Source organism: Methyloversatilis thermotolerans, from assembly GCF_000372885.1.
GTDB lineage: Bacteria > Pseudomonadota > Gammaproteobacteria > Burkholderiales > Rhodocyclaceae > Methyloversatilis > Methyloversatilis thermotolerans.
Genome location: NZ_KB889967.1, coordinates 2,379,563 through 2,400,157, shown reverse-complemented (window position 1 = coordinate 2,400,157; position 20,595 = coordinate 2,379,563). Strand labels below are relative to the sequence as shown.

Genomic DNA, 20,595 nt, shown 5'->3' with positions numbered 1-20,595 from the left:
GTAGCGGATGGATAAACTGTTGATCGAAGGTGGCCATCGCCTGAACGGCGAGGCCGAAATGTCCGGGGCCAAGAACGCGGCGCTGCCCATACTGTGCGCCGCCTTGTTGACGCGCGAAGCGCTGACGCTGACGAACGTTCCGCAGTTGAACGACATCGGCACCATGCTCAAGCTGCTGGCCCAGATGGGGGTCCGGGTCCAGCGCGAAGGACAGGTTGTCACGCTGGATGCAAGTGCGCTCGACAAGCCGGTTGCGCCCTACGAAATGGTGAAGACCATGCGCGCATCCATCCTCGTGCTCGGACCCTTGCTCGCCCGCTGTGGCGAGGCGCGGGTGTCCTTGCCCGGTGGCTGTGCGATCGGTGCCCGGCCGGTGGACCAGCACATCAAGGGCCTTACCGCCATGGGTGCGGATACCGAGGTCGAACAGGGGTACATCGTTGCGCGCGCGCAGCGGCTCAAGGGCGCGCGCCTGTTCACCGACATGGTGACCGTCACCGGGACCGAAAACCTGATGATGGCCGCTGTGCTGGCGGACGGCGAAACCGTCATCGAGAACGCCGCACGCGAGCCCGAGGTGGTCGATCTGGCGAATTGCCTGGTCGCCATGGGCGCGCGCATTTCGGGGGCCGGCACCGACGTGATCCGCATACAGGGCGTGGACCGCCTGCACGGCGCGACCCATCGCATCATGCCGGACCGCATCGAAACCGGAACCTATCTGTGCGCAGCCGCGGCCAGCGGCGGCGAGATCCGGCTTACCGGCACGTCGGCCGGCTACCTGGACGCGGTGATCGACAAGCTGATGGATGCCGGCTGCGACATCCGCACCGAGAAATCGCCATCCTTCGAAGCCATCGTGCTGAAGGCACCGGACAAGCTGAAGGCGGTATCGCTGCGCACCGCGCCCTATCCGGCGTTTCCGACCGACATGCAGGCGCAGTTCATGGCCATCAATACGGTGGCCGAGGGTGCCGCGGTAATCCGCGAAACCATCTTCGAGAACCGCTTCATGCATGCGGTGGAATTGGCTCGCCTGGGCGCGGACATCCGCATCGACGGCAATACCGCCTTCGTGCAGGGCGTGGCGGCGCTCAATGGCGCCACGGTCATGGCCACCGATCTGCGTGCCTCGGCCGGTCTCATCATCGCAGGCCTTGTGGCACGCGGTGAAACGCTGATAGAACGCATCTACCATCTGGACCGCGGCTACGAGCGCATCGAGCAGAAGCTCACCGCGCTGGGCGCGACAGTCCGCCGCGTGTCCTGACGGCACGCATCACACGAGGCCTATCCGTGCAAGGCATCACACTGGCGCTTTCCAAAGGGCGCATCTTCGAGGAAACGCTGCCGCTGCTGGCAGCGGCCGGCATCGTGCCCTCCGACGATCCGGAATCGTCGCGCAAGCTCATCATCGCTACCAACCGGCCCGATGTCCGTCTGGTCATCGTGCGCGCCTCCGACACCCCGACCTATGTGCAATACGGCGCAGCGGATCTGGGCATCGCCGGCAAGGACGTGCTGATCGAGCATGGAGGCGCGGGCCTGTATCAGCCCATCGATCTCAATATCGCGCGCTGCCGCATGAGCGTCGCCGTGCCGGCCGGTTTTGACTACGAACAGGCGGTGCGCCGTGGCGCCCGGCTCAAGGTGGCGACCAAATACCTGCACACCGCACGCGAACATTTCGCGGCCAAGGGCGTCCACGTCGACCTGATCAAGCTCTACGGATCGATGGAACTGGCGCCGCTGGTCGGTCTGGCAGACGCCATCGTCGATCTGGTGAGCAGCGGTGGCACGCTGCGCGCGAACAATCTGGTCGAGGTCGAACACATCATGGACATCAGTTCGCGTCTGGTCATCAATCAGGCGGCACTGAAGGTGAAGCACGCCCTGCTCACGCCGATACTCGAGGCGATCGAAGGAGCCGTACGTACATGAGCAACACCCCCATCAGCAGGCTGGACACCACTCAGGCCGATTTTCTGGCGCGGCTGGATGCGCTGCTCGCCTTCGAAAGCTCGACCGACGACGCGATCGAAGCCGCGGTTGCGGACATCCTGCGTGAGGTACGGACGCGTGGCGACGAAGCGGTGATCGAATTCACCCGCCGTTTCGACCGCCTGGACGTGGCGTCGATGGCGGCCCTGGAGCTGCCGCGCCAGGTGCTCGACGACGCGCTCGCGAGCCTGTCCGCCGCGCAGCGCGATGCGCTCACGCAGGCCGCCGAGCGGGTGCGCATCTATCACGAGCGCCAGAAGCAGGAATCGTGGGAGTACACCGAGGCCGATGGCACCCGGCTGGGGCAGAAGGTGACGCCGCTGGATCGCGTCGGGCTCTACGTGCCGGGCGGGCGCGCATCCTATCCCAGCTCGGTGCTGATGAACGCGGTGCCCGCAAAGGTGGCCGGGGTGAAGGAACTGATCATGGTGGTGCCGACGCCGGGGGGGGAACGCAATCCGCTGGTGCTCGCGGCGGCGGCCATCACCGGCGTGGACCGGGTGTTCACGATAGGCGGGGCGCAGGCGGTGGCTGCGCTCGCCTTCGGCACGCGGACCATTCCGCAGGTCGACAAGATCGTCGGCCCGGGCAATGCCTATGTCGCCAGCGCCAAGCGTCGTGTGTTCGGCACCGTGGGCATAGACATGGTGGCCGGACCGTCCGAGGTGCTGGTGATTTCCGACGGACACGGCGACCCGGACTGGGTGGCCATGGACCTGTTCGCCCAGGCGGAACACGACGAGCTCGCGCAGTCCATCCTGCTGTGCACCGACGCCGCCTTCATCGACCGCGTACACGCATCCATCGATGCGCTGCTCGCCGGCATGCCGCGCCGCGACACGATCGCCACGTCGCTGGCCAAGCGCGGCGCGCTGGTCAAGGTGCGCGATCTCGGCGAAGCGTGTGATATCGCCAACCGCATCGCCCCCGAGCACCTGGAAATCTGTACCGCCGACCCGCGCGCACTGGTTGATCGCATCCGGCATGCCGGCGCGATGTTCCTCGGCCATTATTCGGTCGAGGCGCTGGGCGACTACTGTGCCGGCCCCAATCATGTGCTGCCGACCATGCGCAGTGCACGCTTCTCCAGCCCGCTCGGCGTATACGATTTCCAGAAGCGTACGTCCATCCTGGACATTTCACCGGAGGGCGCCCAGACGCTGGGGCGCATCGCATCGGTGCTTGCTCACGGCGAGGGCCTGCAGGCACACGCCCGCTCCGCGGAAATGCGGCTGCGCTGACCTTCTGCCGCCCTGCTGACAGGGCGGGCGTGCGCCGAGGCTGTCGTGGATCGGTGTGTCGCACCGGCCACCCTTTGTCGGCGGCCTCTTCCATCTCCCTGAATCCGGGCGTAAATTCCGCGCACGGGGAACTTGACGCAGGTCAAGTTCCCCGGGTCTGCCCCGTCGGGCGGCGGGGTGACCGGTGCCAATGGAGGTGCTGGTATGGAACAGTCGGAAACATCCGTGCAGCCACAAGCTGCCGGCGATGCAATCGATCTGCCCTTCCCTGAAATCCGGGAAGTCGAGTTGTCCGATCCATTCGACTGGCTTGCGCGCGGCGCGCGCGATCTGCTCGCGATACGGGGCGCCAGTCTGTTCTACGGCTTCTGTTTTGCTGCCATGGGCTGGCTGCTGATGACGGTGTTCAGCCATGCCTACCAGCTCACATCGGCGCTGGTGTGCGGATTCCTGCTGGTGGGGCCGTTCTTCGCGCTCGGTCTGTACGATCTGTCGCGCCAGCGCGAGAGCGGTGAGGAACCGATGCTTGCGCACTCGCTGACCGCCGGACACCAGAACGCCGGCGCCATCGGCGTGTTCGCGGTCATCCTCATCATCGTGTTCCTGATCTGGGCACGCGCGTCGCTGGTCATATTCGCGCTGTTCTATACCGCTGAAATGCCGACTCTCAACCGTTTCCTGGAACAGGTGGTGTCGATGCAGAACCTCGAGTTCCTGATGGCCTACGCGGTGGTGGGTTTCGTGTTCGCATCGCTGGTGTTCGGCGCCAGCGTGGTGGCGATTCCGCTGATGCTGGATCGCAGACAGGACGCGGTTACCGCCATGCTCGCCAGTCTTGTCGCGCTGGGACGCAATCCGGGCCCCATGCTGGTCTGGGCGGTGCTCATCGTGAGTGCCACCCTGATCGGATTCATGACCTTTTTCCTCGGCCTCATCGTGCTGATGCCGCTGATAGGACATGCCACCTGGCACGCCTACAAGGCCCTGGTCGTGCCACTGCCCGGACGCTGAAGGCCGCGCGTCGGGGGCGGCCATGGGCGGATTTTCCGCGCATGGCCGCGACCGGCGTCAGTGCGGACTTTCGCTGCGCGTCAGCCGCAGAGCGGCTGCGGCGATCACGCCGAGACCGGCCAGCAGCAAGGAGGATCGATCGACTTCGGGAACCGCCGATACCGAAAATGCGCTTGTGTCGGGTACCGCGTCGGCGTGGTTACCGTCGGTGTAGACGGTCCAGTTCGTCTTGTCACCCAGCAGACCAAGATAGTCCGTCATCGAGGGCAGACCGCTGCGTGGCCCTGAATAGAACGCGTAGTCGGTGCCTGAGGGCAGCGCCAGCGCTTGCGCGCCTGCCCCCAGACCGGCCGCCGCGAGCGCTGCTGCCGCATTGGCCGCGGATTCCGAAGACACCCCGGCAAGGAACGCGTCCGGCGAAGCGGCGCTTGCCCCGACGAAGGCGAGCAGGGTGTCGCCGCTGCTGCTCAATGCCGCATTGCCGCTGCTGCTCAGGCTGCCGATGGAAACCGCACGCGCGGCCTGATCGATGGCGCTGAAGCGCACCACGGTGCCGGCAGCGATGACGCTGGCGCCGGAGTTCCAGCGATGCACACCTTCGGCGCTGGTGAAGGTCGCGCCGTCCCAGTTGCTGTCGGTGAAGTAAAGCGTGCTGTCCGCCGCCAGGTCCGACAGCACGACGATGGACCAGCCATCCTCGTCCGTGTTGTAGGCGGTGAAGGCGATATCGCCTGCCGACGGCGCGGCAAAAGCCGCGTGGATGGACAGGCTCAGCGACGCCAGGCACAGCAGTTTCCTTGAAGACATGACACCTCCCTGAATGCGATAGGTTTCCCCTCCCGGACGGAAGGGGCTGGGCGGGTGTGTCTCCGCAGATCGTCCGCGGCCGTGGCCGTGGTCATCGATGCGTTGTGAGTGTTGTGCGCGTGCGTGACCGCCCGCTGCCAATCTATGACATCGGGATTGAATATGTCAAATGCAAGTCAGCGTAAGGTCAGACCGGTCCAGCCCTGCTTGCGCATGCATTCATACAGTCCGCGCGTGACCGTACCGGCCGTGGTGTCCGGCGCATGAGCTTCACCCAGCGTGTCCAGGCAGCGCTTCTGGTCGGCGATCAGTTCCGCCGTGCCGGCACCCATCCTGGACCACATCGCGATGCGCACCCGGGCCATCGGATCGCGCGCTGCAGCCGTCGTGGACGGTGCGGTTCGCGCACTCGCACCCGCCGACGCGGGGGGCGGGGGCGCGGCGGCCGGGGCGGAAACACCGGCCGGAGCGGGCGTCGCGTGCGACGCGGCTGCATCCGCTTCGGCGGGGCTCATGGCGTCCTCCCCGGCCTGCTCGGTCTCGTCGACCGGCACCAGCGTGATCGTGGCCAGTTCTTCGGTGGATCGTGTCCACCAGCCCTTGGCTTCCATGCACTGCAGGAAGGCGGTGCGCTCCGTCGTGGTGCCCAGGCAGGCGCGTTCATCGCGCCTGTAGTCGGCACCCCCGGCGCCCTGCTTGAAGGAAATGCTGGAGCAGCCTGCCGCGAGCAGCGTTGCGATCGAACAGGCCAGAAGGCGGTGCATGCGTGTCATGACGGTTCCGGAAGTGTCGGTGTGAAAGGCCCGGTCCGCGGAGCAAGAAGCGCTCCAGCGACGGGTGCGTGCGCGTCAGACGAGGGACTGCAAGGCGTCGACCAGCGCGTTGCACTGGGCCGTGGTCCCGACCGTGATGCGCAGGAACTGGTCTATGCGCGCCGCCTTGAAGTGGCGCACCAGGATGCGCTGCTCGCGCAATGCGGCCGCCAGTTGTGCCGCATCGTGTTGCGGATGGCGCACGAAAAGGAAGTTCGCGGCGGATGGCAGGACTTCGAAGCCGAGCGATTCCAGTTCCTCGCTCAGGCGATCACGGCTGGCGGCGACGCGCCGCCGTGTCTGGTCGAACCACTCGCGATCGCGCACCGCCGCCGTGGCTCCGACCAGAGCCAGCCGGTCGAGCGGGTAGGAGTTGAAGCTGTCCTTGACCCGCGTCAGCGCATCGATCAAATGCGGCTGGCCGATCGCGAAGCCGACGCGCAGGCCGGCCAGCGAACGGGATTTGGACAGCGTCTGCGTGACCAGCAGGTTCGCGTGTTCGGCGATCAGCGCGACCGCGGATTCGCCGCCGAAATCGATATAGGCTTCGTCGATCACGACCGGGCTGTCCGGCAATGCGGACGCCAGGCGCGAAATGTCGGTCAGCGGCAGCAGACGGCCGGTCGGCGCGTTCGGATTGGGAAAGATGACCGCGCCCGGGCGAGCTTCGATGTAGTCATCGACGCGGATCGCGAAGCGCTCGTCCAGGGCGATCTGGCGGTAATCGATGCCATAAAGACCGCAATAGACCGGGTAGAAGCTGTAAGTGATGTCCGGAAACAGCAGCGGCCTGTCATGCTTGAGCAGGCCGATGAAGGTGTGGGCGAGCACCTCGTCCGAACTGTTGCCGACGAACACGTTCGTACTGTCTATCCCGAAGTGATCTGCCAGTGCCTCGCGCAGCATGAGGCCGGTCGGCTCCGGATAGAGCTTGAGCCGATCGCCGTCTTCGCCCAGTTCGGCCTGGATGGCCGCAACCGCGTGCGGGCTGGGCGGATAGGGGTTCTCGTTGGTGTTCAGCTTGATCAGCCCGTCCAGTTTTGGCTGCTCGCCCGGTGTGTACGGCGACAGGGCGTGGACGACAGGACTCCAGAAAATGCTCATGAGAACCGTGCGACAGGTGTTGTAAACAGGATGTTGCGCCCAGACCTGCTCGGAGTGGCGCGCCACAACTCGATGTTATCATCCGCCTGACCATGCTCCGGCCGTCGGCCGGGGCGGCAACGAAGCGAACTTTTCATGCGGCAAGCCGAAATCACGCGCAACACCCTGGAAACCCAGATCACGGTGCGCATCAACCTGGATGGAAGCGGGCAGGGCAAGCTCGATACCGGCGTGCCCTTCTTCGATCACATGCTCGATCAGATCGTTCGTCACGGCCTGATCGATCTGGACATCCAGGCCAGCGGCGACCTGCATATCGATGCCCATCACACGGTGGAAGACGTGGGCATCTCGCTGGGCCAGGCTTTTGCGAAGGCGATCGGCGACAAGAAGGGGCTGCGCCGTTACGGCCACGCCTATGTGCCGCTCGATGAAGCGCTTTCACGCGTCGTGGTGGATCTGTCCGGGCGCCCCGGGCTGGAATTCAACGTCGATTTCACCCGTGCGCGCATCGGCGATTTCGACGTCGACCTCACGCGCGAGTTCTTCCAGGGTTTCGTCAATCACGCCCTGGTGACCCTGCATATCGACAACCTGCGCGGCATCAACGCCCATCACCAGTGCGAAACCGTGTTCAAGGCTTTTGCCCGCGCCTTGCGCGCGGCCAGCGAACGCGACGAGCGCGCCGCCGACCAGATGCCCTCGACCAAGGGTACGCTCTGATCACGCACCTGTAATTTCTGCCTTTCATGAACCGAGTTGCCATCATCGACTATGGCATGGGCAATCTGCGATCGGTCGCGAAGGCGATCGAGCATGTCGCGCCCGATGCCGAAGTCGTCGTGACCAGCGATCCCGCGGTCGTGACTGCCGCCACCCGCGTCGTGTTTCCCGGACAGGGTGCCATGCCGGACTGCATGCGCGAACTGGATGCGCGCGGCTTGCGCGAAGGGGTGATCGAAGCGGCAGCGAACAAACCTTTTCTCGGCATCTGCATCGGCCTGCAGATGCTGTTCGAGCACAGTGAGGAAGGCGATGTACCGGGATTGTCCATTCTCCGGGGCACGGTGAAGCGCTTCGACGATCCGCACGATGCGGTGACCGGCGCACGACTGAAAGTGCCGCACATGGGATGGAACGGGGTGCAGCAGCTTGCGCCGCACCCCATGTGGGGCGGAATTTGCGACGACGAGCGCTTCTATTTCGTGCACAGCTATTACGTGGAGCCTGCCGAACCGGGCATTGTGGCCGGACTTACCGTCTATGGCGCACCCTTTACCGCCGCGATAGCCCGCGATAATATTTTTGCGGTGCAATTTCACCCGGAAAAGAGTGCGCAGGCCGGTCTGCGACTCCTGTCCAACTTCATTGGCTGGACGCCCTGACGCGCCGGAGCGCGAGCCCGCCCTCCGGCATCGATCCTTTTCCTTTCCTGACCTGACTTTAGCGCCATGCTGCTCATCCCTGCCATCGACCTCAAGGACGGTCACTGCGTACGCCTCAAGCAGGGCGACATGGAAGACGCCACCGTGTTTTCCGAGGATCCTGCTGCCATGGCCAGGCACTGGCTGAACGCCGGGGCGCGACGGCTTCACCTGGTGGATCTGAATGGTGCGATCGCCGGCAAGCCGAAGAACGAATCGGCCATCAAGGCCATCGTGCGCGAACTGGGTGACGAAATCCCGATACAGCTCGGCGGCGGTATCCGCGACCTGGATACGATAGAGCGCTATCTCGACGACGGCATCAGCTACGTCATCATCGGCACCGCGGCGGTCAAGAGCCCCGGTTTCGTCCACGATGCCTGCGGGGCGTTTCCCGGCCATATCATCGTCGGTCTCGATGCCAAGGAAGGAAAGGTGGCGGTGGATGGCTGGTCCAAGATGACCGGCCATGACGTGATCGACCTGGCGAAGAAGTTCGAGGACCAGGGCGTGGAAGCCATCGTCTATACCGATATCGGGCGCGATGGCATGTTGAATGGCGTGAATATCGAAGCGACCGTCAAGCTCGCCCAGGCACTGCGCATTCCGGTCATCGCATCGGGGGGCGTGACCAATCTGGACGATATCCGTGCGCTCTGTGCGGTCGAGGACGAGGGCGTCATGGGCGCCATCACCGGTCGCGCGATCTATGAAGGCACGCTGGACTTCACCGCGGCACAGACCGAAGCCGATCGCCTGAACGGCGAAGGCTGAGCTGCCGCCGCCCCCCATTTCATTGCACGCGCCAGGCGCGGAACCCCTATGCTGGCCAAGCGCATCATTCCCTGTCTCGACGTCAACGCCGGCCGTGTGGTCAAGGGCGTGAATTTCGTGTCGCTCAAGGACGCAGGCGATCCGGTCGAGATCGCCCGCCGTTACGACGAACAGGGCGCCGACGAACTGACGTTTCTCGACATCACCGCCAGTTCCGACGCGCGTGACATCATCCTGCATGTGGTCGAACAGGTCGCCGAACAGGTGTTCATCCCTCTGACGGTGGGCGGCGGCGTACGTGCGGTGGACGATGTCCGCCGCCTGCTCAATGCCGGTGCCGACAAGGTGAGCATGAATACTGCGGCGATCAAGGACCCCGATCTGGTTGCGCGTGCCTCGGGCAAGGTGGGCTCGCAGTGCATCGTGGTGGCGATCGACGCCAAGCGTGTCGACGACCGCGACGGCCGGCCGCGCTGGGAAGTGTTCACGCACGGGGGGCGCAATCCGACCGGCCTGGACGCGGTCGACTGGGCGCGGCGGGTCGAGGCGCTCGGCGCGGGAGAAATCCTGCTGACCAGCATGGACCGCGATGGCACGAAGAATGGTTTCGATCTGGCGCTCACCCGCGCGGTGAGCGACGCGGTACGCATTCCGGTCATCGCGTCCGGCGGCGTAGGCAATCTGGACCATCTGGTCGACGGCGTGCTGGACGGCGGTGCCGATGCAGTGCTCGCGGCCAGCATCTTCCATTTCGGCGAACATACCGTGCGTGAAGCCAAGGAACGCATGCGCGAACGCGGCATCGAGGTGAGACTGTGATCGCTCCGGACTGGATGAAGGATATCGCCTGGGACGACAACGGCCTGTTGCCGGTCATCGTGCAGGAAGCGGGCAGCGGTGACGTGCTCATGTTCGCGTGGATGAACCGTGAGGCGCTCGCACGCACGGTGGAACTGCGCGAGGGCGTCTACTGGTCGCGCTCGCGCGGCAAGCTCTGGCACAAGGGCGAGGAATCCGGTCACACGCAGAAGGTGCTGGACATCCGGCTCGATTGCGACCGCGATGTGTTGCTGCTGAAGGTCGAACAGACCGGCGGTATCGCCTGCCACACCGGGCGGCACAGTTGTTTCTTCCACTCCCTCGTCGATGACCGCTGGGATGAGGTCGAACCTGTCATCAAGAATCCGCACGATATCTACAAATGAGCGCCGGCTCGCCGGAACGGCATCGTGCGCACGGCGGCGAAGCCGCTGGCCGCGGGAACGGCAGGCGCCGGGCTGCATGCAACGGGGCCGTCGCGTCGCCTCCGTAACAGGGAATCAACCGAGGTTTTCAGGATGATCGATATCGAAGTGCTGCATCGCGTCGCCCAGACCATAGCCGAGCGCAAGGGGGCGGATCCGGCGTCGTCCTACGTGTCCTCGCTGTTCCACAAGGGCACCGACGCCATCTGCAAGAAGGTGGCGGAAGAGGCGGCGGAAACCATCATGGCGTCCAAGGACGGCGATCTGGGCCATGTGGTGCGTGAGGTGACCGACCTGTGGTTCCACAGCCTGGTGCTTCTGGCGCATCATGGTCTTACCGTGGATGACGTGCTGCACGAATTCCGGCGTCGCGAGGGTATTTCCGGCATCGACGAGAAGCGTTCGCGCGCGCCGGGTTGATTCCGCCCCGGGGCGACGCGCCCGTTTGCGCCTGCCGTGCGTGGCGATGACAGGTGCTGAGGCGACGGACGGCCGCTGACGCTCGCAATACGGTAATACACGTATTTGAAACTTCCGACCCCGAGGACAGACTGACACCATGCACGACCCCAACTGCATCTTCTGCAAGATCGTCGAAGGCAAGATCCCGTCGCGCAAGCTGTATGAAGACGATCTGATCTACGCCTTCCACGACATCAACCCGCAGGCCCCGGTGCACTTCCTCATCATTCCGAAGGCGCATGTCGCGACGCTGTACGACGCCGACGGAAATCACGAGGCGGTGCTGGGGCGAATGCTCGCGAAGGCCGGCGAACTGGCGCGGGCTGCCGGGCTTGGCGACGGCTTCCGCACCATCATCAACTGCGGAAGGGTGGGCCGGCAGGAGGTGTATCATCTTCACATGCATGTTCTGGGCGGCGAACACCCCCTGCCGCCCATGATCGTTTCCGAGAGGTAATCATGGGTTCTTTCAGCATCTGGCACTGGATCATCGTGCTCGTCATCGTGCTTCTGGTATTCGGCACCAAGAAGCTGCGCAACATCGGTTCCGATCTCGGTGGCGCGGTCAAGGGCTTCAAGGACGGCATGAAGGGCGCCGAGGCGGGTACGCCGTCGGCCGAGCAACCTTCTCAGCAGGTCGGCCACACGATAGACGTGAAAGCCGAAGAGAAGGTCAAGTCCTGATCACCGCGGCGTCTGCCGTCCAAACTGCACACGCGGTCGGCCTGACCGGGCGCGCGTGACCATCTCCCGCCTCCCATGTTCGACATCGGTTTTTCCGAATTTTTCGTGATCGGCATCGTGGCGCTGCTGGTGCTCGGTCCCGAGCGCCTGCCGCGTGTCGCACGCACAGCCGGGCATCTGCTCGGCCGCCTGCAGCGTTACGTGAACGACGTGAAGTCCGATATCTCGCGCGAAATGCAGCTCGACGAACTGCGCAAGCTGCAGGCGCAGGTCGAGCAGCAGGTGAGGGAGGTGGAACGTCAGGCACAGGATGCCGGCGAGTCGGTCAGCAAGGAAGTCGAAGGGCTGAGCGACCAGATGAAGGCGGCTCTGGCCGAGCAGGAGAAATACGCCGCCATCGAGAAGGCGGGCGTCGACAGCACCGGCGCCGACGTCCCCTCTGAACCGATGGCGCCGGTGGCCGACGCCGATGCGCAGCCGACCCCGACCCCGACCGCGCCTGCGGCCCAACTGTCGCTCGATATTCCGCCCGCGGATCCGCTGCCTCTTCCGACGTCCGAAAAGACGGTCGACAAAGCATGAACGAGCAGTCCGAAAGCTTCATTTCCCATCTCGTCGAACTGCGTGACCGTCTGCTGCGTGCAGTGGCGGCGGTGGTCATTGTGTTCATTTGCCTCATGCCGTGGGCGGCGGACATCTACGACCTGCTGGCACGTCCCTTGATGATCGCGTTGCCGGAAGGGACGAAGATGATTGCCACGGGAGTGGTGACGCCGTTCTTCGTGCCGGTCAAGGTGACCATGATGGTGGCCTTCCTGGTCGCACTGCCTGTGGTGCTCTACCAGGCCTGGGCCTTCGTCGCACCCGGCCTGTACGCGCATGAAAAACGCTTCGGTCTGCCGCTCATTGTTGCCGGCACGGCGCTGTTCATCGCCGGCATGGCCTTCTGCTATTTCTTCGTGTTCGGCGTGGTGTTCCACTTCATCGCCGAATTCGCCCCGAAAAGCATCACGCCGGCGCCGGACATCGAGCAGTACCTCAGCTTTGTGCTGACCATGTTCGCCGCCTTCGGCGTGACCTTCGAAGTGCCGGTGGTGGTGATCGTGCTGGTGCGCTTCGGACTGGTGAGCATCGAAAAGCTCAAGGAAGCGCGGCCGTATGTCATCGTCGGCGCCTTCGTCGTGGCTGCCGTGGTGACGCCGCCGGACGTCGTGTCGCAGCTCATGCTGGCGATCCCGCTCTGTCTGCTGTACGAGCTCGGGATCATACTGGCCCGTTTTACCGGCACCTCCAGCCGCAGCGAAGCCACGGACGCCGCAGGCTGAGGCTGGCGCGTTGCCGCGTTCTTCCCCGGACACGCTTCGTGCGCAATGGGTTGGGGGCAGCAGCCAGAGCGGAAGCCGCGCACGCGCGCTGGCGGGAACCGAGCCAGGGCAGCGCGAACGAGCGAACCTGCGCCGGGATTTGCAATCACGCGACGGCGCTGTTCCTCGGCGCTATTCCTGACTGGCCGACGCCTGTCCGTTCACCGGACGCTTGCCGACACCGACCGTGATCGAGCGTTCGCCGCCGCTGCGATAGACCTTCAGCGTGGCCTGCTGGCCCGGAACCAGTGCGGCGATGAGCTGCAGCATGCCGGAGGCGTCCTTCACCCGGGCGCCATTCACCTCGAGCAGTACGTCGCCCGGGCGCACGCCGCCCCGGTCTGCCGGGCTGCCGCGCATGACGCCGGCGATCAGCGCGCCGCCGGTCATCGGGTACTTGAAGCTGTCCGCCAGTTCGGGCGTCAGTTCCTGCACTTCGACGCCTATCCAGCCGCGCGTGACCGAGCCATTGGCCACGATCTGTTCCATGACGCTGCGCGCGGTGCTGACCGGAATCGCGAATCCGATACCGAGCGAGCCGCCGCTGCGTGAATAGATGGCGGTATTGATGCCCACCAGATTGCCATTGGCGTCGATCAGCGCACCGCCCGAATTGCCCGGATTGATCGCCGCGTCGGTCTGGATGAAGTTCTCGAAGGTATTGATGCCCAGCTGCGAACGACCGAGCGCGGACACGATGCCCATGGTGACGGTCTGGCCGACATCGAAGGGATTGCCGATGGCGAGCACGACATCGCCGATGCGCAGCGAGTCGCTGTCGGCGAAACTGGCGGCCGGCAGCTTGCTCGGTGCTTTCACGCGCAGCACCGCGAGATCGGATTCGGGATCACTGCCTATCAGGGTCGCCGAATACTTGCCGCCGTCGTAGAGCGACACTTCTATCTCGTCCGCAGCCTCGACCACATGGTTGTTGGTGAGCACCACGCCATCCTCGCTCACGATGACACCGGATCCGAGGCCCATCTGGCGTTGCGGCTGGCTGCCCAGGCGATCGCCGAAGAAGTGGCGGAAGATGGGGTCGTTCATCAGCGGATGCTGTGGCGTGCGCACCGCCTTCGTGGTGAAGATGTGCACCACGGCGGGCAGTGCCTTCTGGGCCGCGTCTGAGTAGCTCACGACGCGGGCTTCCTCGACCCGCGTCGTCACCGAAGGCGATGACTGCATCCATTGGCCGACCGAGGGAAGCGCCTGACTGACCGCCTCACCGGTTTCCCGGCCAGGGAGCCATTCGGGCTTCAATGTGGACACGACGAACAGGACGGCCAGTGCGACGGTGACCGATTGAGCAAAGACCAGCCACAGACGCTGCATAATTCGGAGTCGGATACAGGGGGACGATGGACGGGATGGACAGGATTCAATTGCTGCGCTACCTCGACGATCTGCTGGAAGCCGCGCGCTTCAAGGATTATTGCCCAAACGGCCTGCAAGTGGAAGGTCGCGCCGAGGTGTCGCGAGTGGTGTGCGGGGTGACCGCCAGCCTGGCCCTGATCGATGCCGCGATTGCCCACGGCGCGGATACGCTGCTGGTCCATCACGGCTGGTTCTGGCGCGGTGAGGACGGTCGCGTCACGGGCATGCGACGGGCGCGCATCGCCCGGGTGCTCGCGCACGATATCAATCTGATTGCCTACCACCTGCCGCTCGATGCTCATCCGGAACTGGGCAACAACGCCCAGCTCGCCCGCGTGCTCGGCCTGCAGCCGCGCGGTACGGCGGGCGACCAGGGGCTGCTGTGGCATGGCGAACCGGCGCAAGCCGCCTCGGCGGACGAACTGGCGGCCCGCTTCGGACGCATTCTGGGCCGCGGCGTGCTGTGCGTGGGTGGCGACGGGCGGCCAGTGCGACGGGTCGCCTGGTGTACCGGCGGGGCGCAGGGCATGTTCGAACAGGCCATCGATCTCGGGGTGGATCTGTACCTGTCCGGCGAGATATCGGAACAGACCACGCATCTGGCGCGCGAATCGGGTGTGGCTTACCTCGCCGCCGGCCATCATGCGACCGAGCGCTACGGCATCCGCGCTCTGGGTGAACACCTTGCCGGTACGTGCGGCGTGCAGGTCGACTTCGTCGATATCGACAATCCGGCCTGAACCGGCTGCCGCAGTCAGAGCAGCGCCAGGCGCGAGGTGTGGGTGGCGGTCACCGACGGGTTCGCGATCAGCCACTCGAGCACGCTCTTCAGCAGCAGGATGTCGTCGATCACACCGAGCGGGAAACCGACGCGCGCGCCGTCGCGGTTGTCGCGCAACAGCTCGGTCATGTAGTCGAGACAGGCCTGGTTGGGCCAGTCGGCCGCAATGCGTGCCATGATGTGCGGGAACTGTTCCACCGTTTCGGTCGTGATCGGACCCTTGAAATCGTCCCAGTCCGGCACCTTCACGTTGAATGCCCGGTTCAGCTTGGGTGCCAGGTCGTTGTATTCCCCTCGCTGTCCGTTCCGGTGATACAGATCGAGCAGCTTGAGCCACGGAATGATGGATTCCTTCGGGTAGTCGCGAAGGAATTCGGACAGCGTCTGTGCCGCACCCTCGGCGCGGCCGAATGACATCATGATTTCGGCCAGTTCGAGCACGTGTTCGTGCGACGGAGGCGTTTCCTCGTTGGCCGAACGCGCGCCCTGCTCGAATTGCAGTCCGCTGGTCGGCAGCGGGTCGCTGCTCACCAGGCGCAGTGCGCGCTCGTCGATCTGTGTGCGGATTCCGTCGTCCAGCGCATTTGCGCTGCCGACGAAGGAGTCGAATTCGAGATCAAGCCGGGTGGTCGCGTTCTCGCCGCTGTCAGGCATGTCCGCATCGCCGAGTTCGAAATCCAGCCGGGCCGGGACCTCCCTGACCGAGTCGGCCGTCGTCGTACCGTCGACCGCAGCCGGGGGCAGGAAGTGCAGATGCTCGATGTGTTCGTCCGGCGCCTCTCCCGGAAAGTGTTCGACCGATTCGACGGTGGGCGAGGTGGCTGCGGCTGCATTGGCGGCCGGCAGTTCACGGGCCGGCACCGGGCGGGACGGCGTGGCGTCCTCGCCGTGCTGCGCATACTCTACGTCGGCGGCACGCTGCTCGCGACGCGACTCCTGTTTTGCTGCGGCAAGCCGCGCATCCAGTTCGAGCTGTCGGCGAGCGCGCGCCTCGGCGATGGACCGGCTCCGGCGGCGCAGCAACCATCCGCCACCAAGTATCGCCGATGCGGCGCCAAGGCCGAGAGCGAGCACCGGCCAGTCCAGGCCGATCCCCGCCGGACCGGGTTCGGTGCTTGCGGCCGGCGCGCCATCCGGCGGCAATTTGGTGACTACGCGAACCGGCTCGTTGGTCAGACCAGGTGGCGGAGCCGGTGCCACCTCCCCTCCATCTTCTTCGGCGACCGTGATCGGCGCCGGCGCTTCGGTCCCGCCGTCAGCCAGCGGCGTGGCCATTGTCTCCACTGCGGCGACCGGCGGAACCGAGGGCGCTTGCCCGGCAGGAGACGGAGCACCCGCTCTGTCCAGCGCCTGGTCGGTCTGGCCCAGTTGCTGCTGCAACGCCTGCAGCCTCGCCTCAAGCTGGCGGACCTTCTCCGAAATGGCCAGATGGGTGGCGATCTGCTCGTCGAGCGCCGCCAGCAGCTTCTGTTCCGTGCGCAACGCTTCTCGTTCGGCCTCGCTCGCGGTCGGGCGCGATGACAGACCGGCCGACATCTGAAGCCCGCCGCCATCCGCTCCGGGCGCAACGAACAGCCGGTCGCGCAGGCGGTTCGCATCGGCCGCAGCCCTCTTTGTGCGGCGTTGACTGCGCGGCGTGTCGCCCGGAACCTTTCCTGCCGTGCTGTCTGCCGTCGTTGCGCGCGCCTGCGGTGGCGCGGCGGTGGTTGCGGCGTCTCCGCGTGTGTCCGCCGGCAGTCTCTTCCCGGCCATCGTGGCGCTGCCGACCGCCTCGGCATCCGGCAGGCGGGCGATGACGGGCTGCAGAAGGACCGTGTATTCGCGCGCGATCTCGTGACCGCAGCCGACGCGTATGCCCAGCATCAGCACCGGATCATTGATGGGCTGGCTGCTGCGTATGCTGAGTGTTCGACCGCGCACACTCAGCCGTGCCTGCGAGAGCCAGGGCAGATCGTCCACGCCGCTTGCGGCCGGAACATCGAGCGCAAAGCAGTTGCTCCCCGGTGTATCGCGATCGTCGCCGAGCAGCGCGATGTCGGCCCGGAATGTTTCGCCCAGCGCCGATTTCTGCGTCAGGCCACCCAATCCGAGCGCGCACGCCGACGAGGCATGAAGGCCCCCGGCGAGCAGGGCGGCGAGCAGGGTCGGACGCAGCCCGTGCCGCGCGCGTTTCTGCACCTTGTCGGACATCTGTATCTGGACCTTCACCGGCTGAACCTGCGCTTGGGGCAACCCCCGATACAGGCGTTTTCGGCCGTGGCAGGTGAAACTTTACTTTCGTGGCGGAGTGTCCGGAAACGCACATCCGCTGCCGCACAGCGCGCCGGGGCGGCGAACCGAATGTATAGAATTGATTCCTGGCATCCACCTGATGGCGTAAGGAACCGCATCCATGCGAGCGATTTTCGAGCTGCCACGCACCGTGCTGCGGATATGTGACAGCGCGCAGTGCTTCCCGGTACGCCGCATCTATTGCGTCGGCCGCAATTACGCCGAGCACGCGCGCGAAATGGGGCATGACCCGCAGGCGGAGGCGCCCTTCTTCTTTTCCAAGCCGGCCGATGCGGCACTGTCTGCCGGGCCGGAGCAGGGCGCGCGCGTGCCCTATCCGTCCAGCACCGCCGATCTGCAGCACGAGGTGGAACTGGTGGTGGCGCTGTCCTCCGGAGGCCGTGCACTGGACGCGGCGGCGGCACGCGACGCCATTTTTGCCTATGGTGTGGGGCTGGATCTGACCCGTCGCGATCTGCAGCGGGCCGCGCGCGACAAGGGGCATCCGTGGGACATGGCCAAAGGCTTCGACTTCAGCGCACCGGTGTCCGGTCTGGTGCCGGCCACCCGCTGCGGGCATCCGCGCAGCGGGCGCATCGAGCTGTCGGTCAATGGCGTGCTGCGCCAGTCGGGCGATCTGTCGGACATGATTCTGGATGTGGATGCACTGATCAGTCGCCTGTCGCAGCAAGTCGAGTTGAAGGCGGGGGACCTGCTGTTCACCGGTACGCCGGCGGGCGTTGCCGCCTTGCTGCCTGGTGATCGCGTCGCGGCTGCAATAGCGGGTGTGGGTTCGCTGGATCTGATGATCGCGCCCGCCCTGGACTGAGCAATTCTTATCCTGGCGTTCGCTGCAGTGCAGCGAACCGGGCATATAATTATGGATTACCTGATCCTGCATTCATGCCGGATCGGGTCGGTACCGCACGCTGACCGGCGCAGCGGTGCCCGACAAGATCCGCGAGGGCCACAACCCGAAGCGGGCATTCAACCATCCCGTGCAGACAACAAGGCGAGGAATACGCATGAAGATTCATGAGTATCAGGCGAAAGAGGTATTGCGCCGTTTCGGTGTCGTGACACCGCGTGGCGTACCGTGTTTCGCGGCGGAGGAGGCGGTGGCGGCGGCGCAGTCGCTGGGCGGCAGTGTGTGGGTCGTGAAGGCGCAGATCCATGCCGGTGGCCGTGGCAAGGGTGGCGGCGTCAAGGTGGCGAAGTCGCTCGACGAGGTGAAGCAGTTCGCCAGCCAGATCATGGGCATGCAGCTGATCACCCACCAGACCGGCCCGGAAGGCCAGAAGGTCCGTCGCCTGCTGATCGAGGAAGGCGCCGACATCCGCAAGGAATACTACGTTGCCGCGCTGACCGATCGTGCCACCCAGAAGGTGGTCATGATGGCCTCGTCGGAAGGCGGCATGGACATCGAGGAAGTCGCCCACAACACCCCGGAAAAGATCATCAAGGTGTTCATCGACCCGCTGGTCGGCATGACCGACGCCCAGGCGAAGGCGCTGGCGGTCGGCATCGGCGTTCCTGAAGCGTCGCAGGCGCAGGCGATGGACACTTTCAGGAAGCTGTATATCTGCTACATGGAAACCGATGCCTCGCTGGCGGAAATCAATCCGCTCATCCTCGAGGGCAACGGCAACATCAAGGCGCTGGACGCCAAGTTCAATTTCGATTCGAACGCGCTCTATCGTCACGAGGACATCGTGGCTTTCCGCGACCTCGATGAAGAGGACGCGGCGGAAATCGAGGCGTCGAAGTTCGATCTCAGCTATGTGTCGCTGGATGGCAATATCGGCTGCCTGGTGAATGGCGCCGGTCTGGCCATGGCCACCATGGACGTGATCAAGCTCTATGGCGCGGAGCCGGCCAACTTCCTCGACGTGGGCGGCGGCGCCACGACCGAGAAGGTGACCGAAGCGTTCAAGATCATGCTGCGCAATCCCAAGGTGCGCGGCATCCTCGTAAACATCTTCGGCGGCATCATGCGCTGCGACACCATCGCGACCGGCGTGGTTGCCGCGGCGCGCGAGGTGCACCTGACGGTGCCGCTGGTGGTGCGCATGAAGGGCACCAACGAAGACCTGGGCAAGCAGATCCTGGCGGAATCCGGTCTGCCCATCATTTCGGCCGACAGCATGGCGGATGCGGCACAGAAGATCGTGGCCGCCGTGGCCGGACACTGAGGGGAGAACCAGACATGTCGATTCTGATCAACAAGGACACCAAGGTCATCACCCAGGGCATCACCGGCAAGACCGGCCAGTTCCACACCCGCATGTGCCGCGACTACGCCAATGGCGCGAACTGTTTCGTCGCCGGCGTGAACCCGAAGAAGGCGGGTGAGGATTTCGAAGGCATTCCCATCCACGCGACGGTGGCGGACGCGAAGGCCGCCACCGGCGCCTCCGTGTCGGTCATCTACGTGCCGCCGCCGGGCGCCGCAGCGGCAATCTGGGAAGCGGTCGACGCCGACCTCGACCTGGTCATCTGCATCACTGAAGGCATTCCGGTGCGCGACATGCTGATGGTGCGCAACAAGATGAAGGCCAAGGTGGCGGCCGGTGGCAAGGAAACCCTGCTGCTCGGCCCGAACTGCCCGGGCCTGATCACGCCGGATGAAATCAAGATCGGCATCATGCCCGGTCATATCCACAGGAAGGGCCGCATCGGCGTGGTCAGCCGCTCCGGCACGCTGACCTATGAGGCCGTCGGCCAGTTGAGCGAAATCGGTCTCGGCCAGTCGAGCGCGGTCGGCATCGGCGGCGATCCGATCAACGGTCTCAAGCACATCGACGTGATGCGCATGTTCAACGACGATCCGGATACCGACGCCGTGATCATGATCGGCGAGATCGGCGGTCCGGACGAAGCCGAAGCGGCGCAGTGGTGCAAGGCCAACATGAAGAAACCCGTGGTCGGTTTCATTGCCGGCGTCACCGCTCCGCCGGGCAAGCGCATGGGCCACGCCGGTGCGCTGATTTCGGGCGGTGCCGACACCGCCGATGCCAAGCTCGCCATCATGGAAGAGTGCGGGTTCAAGGTGACCCGCAATCCTTCGGAAATGGGCAAGCTGCTGAAAAGCCTGCTGTGACGGACTGACCTCGCCACAGGAAGCCCCGGCCGGTCCGGGGCTTCCTGTTTCTCACGAGGGAGCGGGCGACCTCCCGCGTGCGGGGCAGGGCCGCGGGTGATCCGCTCCAGGTTCAGGTTTCTGCCCTTCACGAAGCGCGCA

23 protein-coding genes are annotated in these 20,595 nt (G+C 65.0%); 18 read left to right on the top strand and 5 right to left on the bottom strand.

Annotation, left to right across the window (positions count from 1 at the left end):
- Positions 1-7 precede the first annotated feature (7 nt).
- The 4 genes from murA (at position 8) to A3Q7_RS0110585 (ending at position 4,253) form a co-directional block, all read left to right on the top strand.
- The gene (murA, locus tag A3Q7_RS0110600) at positions 8-1,270 is read left to right on the top strand and encodes a UDP-N-acetylglucosamine 1-carboxyvinyltransferase (protein ID WP_018411851.1); all 1,263 of its coding nucleotides are present in this window, start codon (positions 8-10) and stop codon (positions 1,268-1,270) included.
- A gap of 26 nt (positions 1,271-1,296) precedes the next feature.
- The gene (hisG, locus tag A3Q7_RS0110595; protein ID WP_018411850.1) at positions 1,297-1,941 is read left to right on the top strand and encodes an ATP phosphoribosyltransferase; all 645 of its coding nucleotides are present in this window, start codon (positions 1,297-1,299) and stop codon (positions 1,939-1,941) included.
- On the top strand, positions 1,938-3,242 hold the full coding sequence (gene hisD / locus A3Q7_RS0110590; protein ID WP_018411849.1) for a histidinol dehydrogenase: 1,305 nt from the start codon (positions 1,938-1,940) through the stop codon (positions 3,240-3,242). The genes hisG and hisD overlap by 4 nt, the downstream gene beginning before the upstream one ends.
- Before the next feature lie 225 nt (positions 3,243-3,467).
- Positions 3,468-4,253 carry a DUF2189 domain-containing protein gene (locus tag A3Q7_RS0110585; RefSeq protein WP_232417930.1) on the top strand — a complete coding sequence of 262 codons (786 nt, stop codon included), beginning with the start codon at positions 3,468-3,470 and terminating at the stop codon, positions 4,251-4,253.
- 57 nt (positions 4,254-4,310) lie between these two features.
- Here A3Q7_RS0110585 and A3Q7_RS0110580 read toward each other — a convergent pair whose 3' ends face one another.
- The 3 genes from A3Q7_RS0110580 to hisC all read right to left on the bottom strand — a co-directional run bounded on the left by A3Q7_RS0110580 (position 4,311) and on the right by hisC (position 6,976).
- Positions 4,311-5,060: a hypothetical protein gene (locus A3Q7_RS0110580; protein ID WP_018411847.1), complete on the bottom strand. Its 750-nt coding sequence runs from the start codon at positions 5,058-5,060 to the stop codon at positions 4,311-4,313.
- A gap of 176 nt (positions 5,061-5,236) precedes the next feature.
- Positions 5,237-5,833 (bottom strand): hypothetical protein, encoded by a 597-nt coding sequence (locus A3Q7_RS0110575; RefSeq protein ID WP_018411846.1) that lies wholly within the window; start codon positions 5,831-5,833, stop codon positions 5,237-5,239.
- A 75-nt stretch (positions 5,834-5,908) separates the two neighbouring features.
- Entirely contained in the window at positions 5,909-6,976 is a 1,068-nt protein-coding gene (gene hisC / locus A3Q7_RS0110570) for a histidinol-phosphate transaminase (RefSeq protein WP_018411845.1), read from the bottom strand.
- Between the two features lie 135 nt (positions 6,977-7,111).
- Between hisC and hisB the strand changes: the two genes are divergently transcribed.
- The 10 genes from hisB (at position 7,112) to tatC (ending at position 12,889) form a co-directional block, all read left to right on the top strand.
- Positions 7,112-7,699 (top strand): imidazoleglycerol-phosphate dehydratase HisB, encoded by a 588-nt coding sequence (gene hisB / locus A3Q7_RS0110565; protein WP_018411844.1) that lies wholly within the window; start codon positions 7,112-7,114, stop codon positions 7,697-7,699.
- A gap of 26 nt (positions 7,700-7,725) precedes the next feature.
- On the top strand, positions 7,726-8,361 hold the full coding sequence (gene hisH, locus A3Q7_RS0110560; RefSeq protein WP_018411843.1) for an imidazole glycerol phosphate synthase subunit HisH: 636 nt from the start codon (positions 7,726-7,728) through the stop codon (positions 8,359-8,361).
- A 66-nt stretch (positions 8,362-8,427) separates the two neighbouring features.
- Positions 8,428-9,174, top strand: a complete 747-nt coding sequence (gene hisA / locus A3Q7_RS0110555) for a 1-(5-phosphoribosyl)-5-[(5-phosphoribosylamino)methylideneamino]imidazole-4-carboxamide isomerase (RefSeq protein ID WP_018411842.1) — start codon at positions 8,428-8,430, stop codon at positions 9,172-9,174.
- A gap of 48 nt (positions 9,175-9,222) precedes the next feature.
- Entirely contained in the window at positions 9,223-9,993 is a 771-nt protein-coding gene (gene hisF / locus A3Q7_RS0110550; protein ID WP_018411841.1) for an imidazole glycerol phosphate synthase subunit HisF, read from the top strand.
- The gene (hisI, locus tag A3Q7_RS0110545; protein ID WP_018411840.1) at positions 9,990-10,379 is read left to right on the top strand and encodes a phosphoribosyl-AMP cyclohydrolase; all 390 of its coding nucleotides are present in this window, start codon (positions 9,990-9,992) and stop codon (positions 10,377-10,379) included. Before hisF ends, hisI begins: the two co-directional genes overlap by 4 nt.
- Before the next feature lie 132 nt (positions 10,380-10,511).
- Positions 10,512-10,838: a phosphoribosyl-ATP diphosphatase gene (locus A3Q7_RS0110540; protein ID WP_018411839.1), complete on the top strand. Its 327-nt coding sequence runs from the start codon at positions 10,512-10,514 to the stop codon at positions 10,836-10,838.
- 139 nt (positions 10,839-10,977) lie between these two features.
- The gene (locus A3Q7_RS0110535; protein ID WP_018411838.1) at positions 10,978-11,337 is read left to right on the top strand and encodes a histidine triad nucleotide-binding protein; all 360 of its coding nucleotides are present in this window, start codon (positions 10,978-10,980) and stop codon (positions 11,335-11,337) included.
- 2 nt (positions 11,338-11,339) lie between these two features.
- Complete coding sequence (gene tatA / locus A3Q7_RS0110530) at positions 11,340-11,564, top strand: Sec-independent protein translocase subunit TatA (protein ID WP_018411837.1); 225 nt, start codon at positions 11,340-11,342, stop codon at positions 11,562-11,564.
- Positions 11,565-11,639: 75 nt separating this feature from the next.
- A complete protein-coding gene (tatB, locus tag A3Q7_RS0110525) occupies positions 11,640-12,146 on the top strand; it encodes a Sec-independent protein translocase protein TatB (RefSeq protein WP_018411836.1) in 507 nt (168 codons plus the stop codon).
- The gene (tatC, locus tag A3Q7_RS0110520) at positions 12,143-12,889 is read left to right on the top strand and encodes a twin-arginine translocase subunit TatC (RefSeq protein WP_018411835.1); all 747 of its coding nucleotides are present in this window, start codon (positions 12,143-12,145) and stop codon (positions 12,887-12,889) included. The genes tatB and tatC overlap by 4 nt, the downstream gene beginning before the upstream one ends.
- 171 nt (positions 12,890-13,060) lie before the next feature.
- On the opposite strand, the gene A3Q7_RS0110515 is transcribed toward tatC, so the two are convergent.
- Entirely contained in the window at positions 13,061-14,260 is a 1,200-nt protein-coding gene (locus A3Q7_RS0110515) for a Do family serine endopeptidase (protein WP_018411834.1), read from the bottom strand.
- Positions 14,261-14,295: 35 nt separating this feature from the next.
- Between A3Q7_RS0110515 and A3Q7_RS0110510 the strand changes: the two genes are divergently transcribed.
- Entirely contained in the window at positions 14,296-15,042 is a 747-nt protein-coding gene (locus A3Q7_RS0110510; protein WP_018411833.1) for a Nif3-like dinuclear metal center hexameric protein, read from the top strand.
- Positions 15,043-15,056: 14 nt separating this feature from the next.
- Here the strand turns inward: A3Q7_RS0110510 and A3Q7_RS0110505 are convergent, their stop codons facing one another.
- Positions 15,057-17,291: a type IV pilus assembly protein FimV gene (locus tag A3Q7_RS0110505; protein ID WP_232417927.1), complete on the bottom strand. Its 2,235-nt coding sequence runs from the start codon at positions 17,289-17,291 to the stop codon at positions 15,057-15,059.
- A gap of 184 nt (positions 17,292-17,475) precedes the next feature.
- Between A3Q7_RS0110505 and A3Q7_RS0110500 the strand changes: the two genes are divergently transcribed.
- From A3Q7_RS0110500 to sucD, 3 genes are all read left to right on the top strand, one after another.
- Positions 17,476-18,183: a fumarylacetoacetate hydrolase family protein gene (locus tag A3Q7_RS0110500; protein WP_018411831.1), complete on the top strand. Its 708-nt coding sequence runs from the start codon at positions 17,476-17,478 to the stop codon at positions 18,181-18,183.
- 196 nt (positions 18,184-18,379) lie between these two features.
- Positions 18,380-19,546 (top strand): ADP-forming succinate--CoA ligase subunit beta, encoded by a 1,167-nt coding sequence (gene sucC, locus A3Q7_RS0110495; protein WP_018411830.1) that lies wholly within the window; start codon positions 18,380-18,382, stop codon positions 19,544-19,546.
- A gap of 14 nt (positions 19,547-19,560) precedes the next feature.
- Positions 19,561-20,454, top strand: coding sequence for a succinate--CoA ligase subunit alpha (gene sucD / locus A3Q7_RS0110490; protein WP_018411829.1), 894 nt, complete (start codon positions 19,561-19,563; stop codon positions 20,452-20,454).
- Positions 20,455-20,595: the final 141 nt, after the last annotated feature.

What these genes read in the sequence shown, in the direction of transcription:
- tatC (WP_018411835.1), top strand. Translation starts at nt 12,143, where the DNA reads ATGAACGAGCAGTCCGAAAGCTTCATTTCCCATCTCGTCGAACTGCGT.
- hisH (WP_018411843.1), top strand. Translation starts at nt 7,726, where the DNA reads ATGAACCGAGTTGCCATCATCGACTATGGCATGGGCAATCTGCGATCG.
- hisA (WP_018411842.1), top strand. Translation starts at nt 8,428, where the DNA reads ATGCTGCTCATCCCTGCCATCGACCTCAAGGACGGTCACTGCGTACGC.
- A3Q7_RS0110515 (WP_018411834.1), bottom strand. Translation starts at nt 14,260, where the DNA reads ATGCAGCGTCTGTGGCTGGTCTTTGCTCAATCGGTCACCGTCGCACTG.
- murA (WP_018411851.1), top strand. Translation starts at nt 8, where the DNA reads ATGGATAAACTGTTGATCGAAGGTGGCCATCGCCTGAACGGCGAGGCC.
- hisD (WP_018411849.1), top strand. Translation starts at nt 1,938, where the DNA reads ATGAGCAACACCCCCATCAGCAGGCTGGACACCACTCAGGCCGATTTT.
- sucC (WP_018411830.1), top strand. Translation starts at nt 18,380, where the DNA reads ATGAAGATTCATGAGTATCAGGCGAAAGAGGTATTGCGCCGTTTCGGT.
- hisB (WP_018411844.1), top strand. Translation starts at nt 7,112, where the DNA reads ATGCGGCAAGCCGAAATCACGCGCAACACCCTGGAAACCCAGATCACG.
- A3Q7_RS0110510 (WP_018411833.1), top strand. Translation starts at nt 14,296, where the DNA reads ATGGACAGGATTCAATTGCTGCGCTACCTCGACGATCTGCTGGAAGCC.
- hisF (WP_018411841.1), top strand. Translation starts at nt 9,223, where the DNA reads ATGCTGGCCAAGCGCATCATTCCCTGTCTCGACGTCAACGCCGGCCGT.
- A3Q7_RS0110575 (WP_018411846.1), bottom strand. Translation starts at nt 5,833, where the DNA reads ATGACACGCATGCACCGCCTTCTGGCCTGTTCGATCGCAACGCTGCTC.
- sucD (WP_018411829.1), top strand. Translation starts at nt 19,561, where the DNA reads ATGTCGATTCTGATCAACAAGGACACCAAGGTCATCACCCAGGGCATC.
- A3Q7_RS0110500 (WP_018411831.1), top strand. Translation starts at nt 17,476, where the DNA reads ATGCGAGCGATTTTCGAGCTGCCACGCACCGTGCTGCGGATATGTGAC.
- A3Q7_RS0110580 (WP_018411847.1), bottom strand. Translation starts at nt 5,060, where the DNA reads ATGTCTTCAAGGAAACTGCTGTGCCTGGCGTCGCTGAGCCTGTCCATC.
- tatB (WP_018411836.1), top strand. Translation starts at nt 11,640, where the DNA reads ATGTTCGACATCGGTTTTTCCGAATTTTTCGTGATCGGCATCGTGGCG.
- tatA (WP_018411837.1), top strand. Translation starts at nt 11,340, where the DNA reads ATGGGTTCTTTCAGCATCTGGCACTGGATCATCGTGCTCGTCATCGTG.
- A3Q7_RS0110535 (WP_018411838.1), top strand. Translation starts at nt 10,978, where the DNA reads ATGCACGACCCCAACTGCATCTTCTGCAAGATCGTCGAAGGCAAGATC.
- hisC (WP_018411845.1), bottom strand. Translation starts at nt 6,976, where the DNA reads ATGAGCATTTTCTGGAGTCCTGTCGTCCACGCCCTGTCGCCGTACACA.
- A3Q7_RS0110540 (WP_018411839.1), top strand. Translation starts at nt 10,512, where the DNA reads ATGATCGATATCGAAGTGCTGCATCGCGTCGCCCAGACCATAGCCGAG.